The organism is uncultured Hymenobacter sp., assembly GCF_964242765.1.
Taxonomy (GTDB): Bacteria; Bacteroidota; Bacteroidia; order Cytophagales; family Hymenobacteraceae; genus Hymenobacter.
The window spans coordinates 92,628-98,460 of record NZ_CAXTBM010000015.1; the positions used below are offsets into that span (position 1 = coordinate 92,628).

At 51.2% G+C, this 5,833-nt stretch carries 7 protein-coding genes; 4 read left to right on the forward strand and 3 right to left on the reverse strand.

Features of this window, described 5'->3' with window-relative positions:
- The first annotated feature begins 189 nt into the window (after positions 1-189).
- Positions 190-1,098 (forward strand): M56 family metallopeptidase, encoded by a 909-nt coding sequence (locus ACFE7X_RS08775; RefSeq protein WP_375435299.1) that lies wholly within the window; start codon positions 190-192, stop codon positions 1,096-1,098.
- Between the two features lie 82 nt (positions 1,099-1,180).
- Here the strand turns inward: ACFE7X_RS08775 and ACFE7X_RS08780 are convergent, their stop codons facing one another.
- Positions 1,181-1,528 (reverse strand): hypothetical protein, encoded by a 348-nt coding sequence (locus ACFE7X_RS08780; protein ID WP_375435300.1) that lies wholly within the window; start codon positions 1,526-1,528, stop codon positions 1,181-1,183.
- A gap of 527 nt (positions 1,529-2,055) precedes the next feature.
- Here ACFE7X_RS08780 and ACFE7X_RS08785 point away from each other — a divergent pair.
- Positions 2,056-2,493: a hypothetical protein gene (locus tag ACFE7X_RS08785; RefSeq protein WP_375435301.1), complete on the forward strand. Its 438-nt coding sequence runs from the start codon at positions 2,056-2,058 to the stop codon at positions 2,491-2,493.
- A 15-nt stretch (positions 2,494-2,508) separates the two neighbouring features.
- Here the strand turns inward: ACFE7X_RS08785 and ACFE7X_RS08790 are convergent, their stop codons facing one another.
- Positions 2,509-3,273: a creatininase family protein gene (locus ACFE7X_RS08790; RefSeq protein WP_375435302.1), complete on the reverse strand. Its 765-nt coding sequence runs from the start codon at positions 3,271-3,273 to the stop codon at positions 2,509-2,511.
- Between the two features lie 44 nt (positions 3,274-3,317).
- On the reverse strand, positions 3,318-3,956 hold the full coding sequence (locus ACFE7X_RS08795; protein ID WP_375435303.1) for an HAD family hydrolase: 639 nt from the start codon (positions 3,954-3,956) through the stop codon (positions 3,318-3,320).
- A 483-nt stretch (positions 3,957-4,439) separates the two neighbouring features.
- On the opposite strand from ACFE7X_RS08795, the gene ACFE7X_RS08800 reads away from it, so the two are divergent.
- Together ACFE7X_RS08800 and ACFE7X_RS08805 are read left to right on the forward strand one after the other, a co-directional pair.
- Entirely contained in the window at positions 4,440-4,694 is a 255-nt protein-coding gene (locus ACFE7X_RS08800; protein WP_375435304.1) for a hypothetical protein, read from the forward strand.
- Between the two features lie 689 nt (positions 4,695-5,383).
- The coding region (locus ACFE7X_RS08805; RefSeq protein ID WP_375435305.1) for a DUF547 domain-containing protein at positions 5,384-5,833 on the forward strand (450 nt) is incomplete at its 3' end.

Consider the following 5,833-nt stretch of genomic DNA (forward strand, 5'->3'; position numbering starts at 1 on the left):
GCCTTGTACTGGGCTGGCGTAGTGGTGTTAGGCGCACGGCTGCTGGTGCAGGGCCTGTCGTTGCGCCGGCTGCACCGCGCTTCTGCTCCGACAGTCGGTTTACCTTTCCGGTCTATTACAGAGGCTGTTACGCCTTTTTCATTCTGGCAAACCATCTACGTCAATCCTCAACAGCACCGGCCCAGTGAGTTGCCCGCTATTCTGTTGCACGAGCAAGTACACGTGCACCAGTGGCACACTCTGGATGTGCTGCTCGGCCAAGTGCAGCGCGTGTTCTGCTGGATGAACCCAGCGGCTTGGCTGCTGCTGCGAGCGTTGCAGGAGAACCTGGAATTCATTGCCGACCAAGCGGTTCTGCGCGCTGGCGAGGTAAACAGTAAAGTGTATCAGTACAGCTTGGTGCGGCTTAGCACTCTGGCGTTGGGCCCGGCGCTTGTTACTCCGTTCACTTTTCACACCCTCAAAAGCCGCATCAACATGATGAACAGTCAGAAAACTTCTGCTATACACATCGCTCGCTATTTGCTGGTAGCGCCATTAGCCGCCGTCTTGCTGCTTGGCAGCTGTTCGAAAGCCGAGCAAGAACAGCCCGTGCAACCTACTGCTAAAGGAGTGCAAAACACGATAGATAACGCCCTCTACTTTATAGATGGTGAAAAATCCACGAAAGAGGCTGCGGAGCAACTACAGCAAAACCCCAATGCCATTGCTGCCGTGAATGTTTTGAAAGGCGAACCTGCCCGCCAGCAATTCGGGGAAGCTGCGGCCGCAGGCGTCATTGTAATCACCACCAAAGCCAATGCAAATTCGGCAGCCGTAGTAGCGTTCAACAAGCAAGTCAGTACGCCCCCTATAAAAACGGCTGACTCCTTGATTCTTATTGATGGCAAAGAAGCTACCGAAGCAGAGCTTGAGCAGTTGCCTCAGTCAGAGATCAAAGAGCTGAAAGTGCTAAAAGGCTCATCAGCCGAGCAGCAATATGGTGCTCGAGGCCGCAATGGGGTAATACAAGTTACGACTGGGGCCAAAGGAACAGGAGTGCTTAATGAAATTCATGACCATAATGGCGTGATAGGTATCACGAATAAAAGGTGCTAAGTCTTAATGTCATAAAGCAAAACGCCGCCCCTTGCATAAGCGAGGGGCGGCGTTTTGCTGAGTAATCAAAGGAAACTAGCCTTTATTCCTTGCGCCGGTATGGCCGGAACATGTTGGCGGATGTTGGTGAAATCATGGTTCCGATGCCACCGTGGGCGGCGAAGAAGCTGTTAACGGCCGTTTCGAGGGCGGTGCGGTCGTTAAGATCGGCATCGAGAAGAACGTCGTGCTGATCGAGGGGAGCGGGTAAGGTGCTAAGGCGGCAGCGTGCTATGCCCAATGGGTGCTCGGCGTAGAGGCGCGTGCCGTCTTGCGCGGCATGTGCATGGCGGTAGCGCCAGGCAGTGCTGTGGGCAGCGGTAGCGCGGCTGCTTCCTTCGGTACGCGCAGAGGGCTCGAAGCCTAAACTCTGCAAATAATTTTCTGTCATTCCGCTAGTTACGCATATTCTAGCCGGTAATCCGTGTCAGCCTAGCTCGCCGGTTCGCGTGGTGCAGTGGGCGCTTGAACTGTCGGCTGAAAAGCTACGAGAGCAAAAACTAGTCGGGAAAGCACAGGAGGATAATTGCTTGGTTCGCTTAGTGAAAATGCAAGTGAATTTCCTTGACGCAACCTAGAAAAAGCTACCCATACAGGATAAAAATCAAAGATGAATACCTTGCTCTAACCACCTTGCCAACTCACTTTTGCACTCTGGTTTCCGCTGCTCGCGCCGGAGTACTTCTATCAGTCACGCAGCGCGCCGACCGTATTCTGCTAGTGGGGCGCGAGCAGCCGGAAGCAGGTGAATTTACACCATCGAGCCTTGTGTAATTGCGTTCTTTGGTAAGGAAGGTGAGGTTGCGGCACTTCCAGACATTGCCCTTTGGTATATATTAATGTCTCTAACTGAACGTTAACCTCGGTTGACCCGTAAGGGGAAAGCACCTATTCCGTGTTAGACGGTTTTGTTTCCTCATGGCTACTTCTCCTCTCGACTATTTGGACCTGAATTTCCGCTCTGATCTAGGTCTAGTAACGGCCCGGTGGACCCGTCCGGTCACTTCATCCGAATTGCGGACTGGCTACCAATCCATTCTCCACTATGCCGCTGATTGCGCCGATTGTCGCTACTGGCTCATTGATTCGCGTCGGCGGTTGGAAGTAGATGCCAGCGACGTGCACTGGCTCACGAACGTTTTTTATCCCACGTTGCATCGGCATATGCACGGAGTAGTGTTCCTCGCTTTCCTGGCGGCTCCTTACCAACTCCACTGCGTGCAGAATGACTCGGTACCGTCCTTGCCTCGCAACCAAGGCGAAAATTGTTCTCTCAGTCAGTTCACCGATGAGGGAGCTGCCGTGCATTGGTTGTTGGCGCAGGGTGCCCGGCCCATAGCAGAACAGGTCGCGTAGCTTTTAACTTACCGGCTACTCATACAAATCCTGCGAATCGGCGGCTGCTAGCTCCACCAAGAACTGGCTGATGTTGGCGGTAACGGCAGCCAGAAAAGCAGCTCCCTTTTCGGCTGTAGCGGCCACTGGGTTGCCTACACCCGTATCAGCCGTTACTTTGCTCCATTCTCGTTGTGCCCAAGCCCACTCCCGCAATGCCTTGATGCGGAACTGTCGAGCGGCTCCGTTGCCGGCCTCAGCGAGTGGGCGTACTAAGTCGGGTGCAATGTGTAGCATAGCGCTGGTTTCCAATTCGTCGGCGTGGTCGCCGGGGGCGCTGAAGTACTGATTTCGGTCGGCGGCCTTAAACCAGTTCAGGGTGCAAAGGAATACAGTGGGAAATTCCGCTTGCAATTCGCGCAGTATTTGCCGGAAGTCGTTGCCACCGTGGCCGTTCAAGAGCACTAGTTTCGGAATGCCTTGTCGGGCCAATACCTGCACCAAGTCGCGTAGAATAGCTAATTGAGTGCTAGGGTTTAGGTTCATGTCGAGCGTGATGTCTAACTGGCCGGTGTTTACGCCAAACGGAATAGTGGGGAGCACAATGACCTTAGCGCCCTGTTCCCAAGCCAGGCGGGCCGCTTCGGCCGCCACATAGTCGCACTGAAAATTGTCGGTAGCGTAAGGCAAATGGTAGTTGTGTGCTTCAGTTGCACCCCAGGGCAGCACTACTACTTCAAAGCCAGTTTCTTTGACAAGCTGCCAGTTGGTTTCAGCTAAAATGTAAGGGCGAGGTGTCATATCCTAGTACATGAGAGGCTAACAGCGAGACAAAGAATTCGCAGCTAAAGTAGTTTCTGCAGATCGGCCAGCGAGTCGATGCGCATGGGCGCTTCTGCTAACGGAACTTCCCCGAAACCGTAGGTGGCGAAAATGAAAGGAATGCCACTTTTCTGACTGGCTTCGAAGTCGCCCCGGGTATCACCAACGTACACGGGTGCCTGCAAGCTATGTTGCTCGATGACCTCTAGTATGTTCTGGAACTTGGGTAGGTTTTTGGTGCCAAAGCACTGGTGTCCCTCAAAATACTGGGCTAGTTGGCTGTGCTGAAAAAAGGCCTCGATATAGCCTCGCTGGCAATTACTGACAATGAAAAGCCGGTAGCCCTGCTCGGTCAGGTAGCGCAACGCATCTTCCAGCCCTGGGTACAAATTGCCACCGTACTGCTCTACGCCGCCTAGCTCATGGCGGGCACAAAGGGCTTTAAACTCCTGCCGTCGGTCAGCGGGCAATGTGGGAAACAAACGGTCGTACACCAGCTCATAAGGCTGGCCGGTTACGGCCTGCACATCAGCCAGCGTAATATCCTGCTCGATGTAATCGACGCTGTTCTTGGCAGCTTGAAACCCCTTGGTTACGGATTCTGAGGCGTTCCAAAGAGTACCATCCAGATCAAAAATCACACTGTCAAAACGCTGCGTCATACGGAAAGCTATTGGTGCCAGATAGCGCCCCCGAAAGCTGCGCCCGGCCATACGAACGCCTCAGGCCGGGGTTTGTTTCAATCAAGACTCAAGTCATGTAGGCCACACTACATACTAAGTCCTTGCTTCAACGCTGGCGAAACCGTTAAGTTGATGCGTGGGTGTAATAGCAAAGGCAGGTCAAGAGCCTCCTCTAAAGCTCACTACGGGCTATAGCAATAGGGCAAGCAGGTTCCGGTGGGCGAACTGATTTTTTTGTGTGAAAGAGTGAGATAAAAGTAAATCGTGTGATAGAAACCAGTGTTTCAAATTATTGAACGCTTTTTATACTATTTCTTGGTGATAATCAGTAATTTGCTTGCGCAAGTTGGTTGGGTTGGATGATGCGGCCTTAGCTAAGATCTGCGGGAGTAGTTAAAATCTTCTTACATCTTATTTATGTACAAAATAGTTTTACTGTTTTTCTGTGCTCTATTCCTCCTTTTGGATGCGGAGCTTGGGCAAGCAAAGGAGGCAACCAGCCTTACCGCCGAGGCGGAGAGCAGTGCGTACCCAAAAGTGCCACGTCCCAATTACAAGCGCTACCGGGGCAACAGCCGCTCTAGGCGCAAGCGTTTGGGCTTCTTCCGCCGTCGCGCTGCTCGTCGCAAAGCCTTGCGCAAGCAAAAAGCCAAGCCGGCTCCACGCAGGGGGGTAATTTCGGTGGACGAGCCAAAAGGAACAATGCCGAAAAACTAATTGCTTCTGTAGTGAGTGTGAATTCTCGCTACTTGCCAGTAATAAAACGCTAGCCGCACTTGTCTTATGAAGCAGGTGCGGCTAGTGTTTTTCAGTGGCGTACACTGTCAGCTTCACGAAACAACTTGCCCAATGCAACACCAATACTCTTGAGTATTCTACTCCAACAGTTGTTCTATAAAGCGGATAATTCCTAAATCAGGATTAAAAGTAGAACAAGGAAAAGTAAAGTTGTATAATACTGATTATCAAAAATTTATCTACAAAGAGTGAATGAGAGTTATTGTTGCGCTCCATTAGGATAATGTTCAACACTAGCGCAGGCGTATACTTTACCTGATGAGCTCTACTTATTACAGGTAAAATCATAAAAAGCAGTAGTTCTTAAAACGGGATGGAATTCTTAAAAATAGATAAATATTAAAAATTATGAATGTAAACAAGTGTCTGAATTAAAACACTTTATAACATAAATACAGGCTTTTATAGGCTTGGCAATCAAATTGTAGTGCTCGCGCTACAAACTGACTATATATTTTTAATCCATGAACCACACTTACAACTCTCAGCCAATTTGGGTACGTGCGGCACTAATTTTAGTTCTACTATTCGGCTGCTTTACAGTGCAGGCTGCCCCCGCATCGTCAAATCAGATAACAGCCTCGACTACAGCTTTCCTGAAACGGTTTGTGAACAAGGAAGGGGAAGTCAATTACCAAGCCATCCAGCGCGACCCTAAACAGCTTGATGCCTTACTCGAAGACATTGCTACTTTCAGCATGAGCGGCGCCTCGCAAGCCGACTTATACGCTTTCTATTTGAATGCTTACAACGTGCTTGTTATCGGGGAAATAGTAAATAACTATCCCCTGACATCGGTGCGAGATATGCCGGGTTTCTTCGACAAGAGACTGATGCTAGTGGGCGGCGAGAAAATGACGCTCGACGAGTTAGAGCACAACAAACTGCGCAAGCTCTACGACGACCCACGCCTGCACTTTGCCTTGGTGTGCGGCACTGCCAGCTGCCCCCGGCTAAGCCGCGAAGCCTACTTGGGCAAAGAGCTTTTCACTCAACTCAACGAGCAGACCCGCCGCGTGTTGCAGGATCCAGCTTTTGTGAAGGTAGACGCGGAGGGC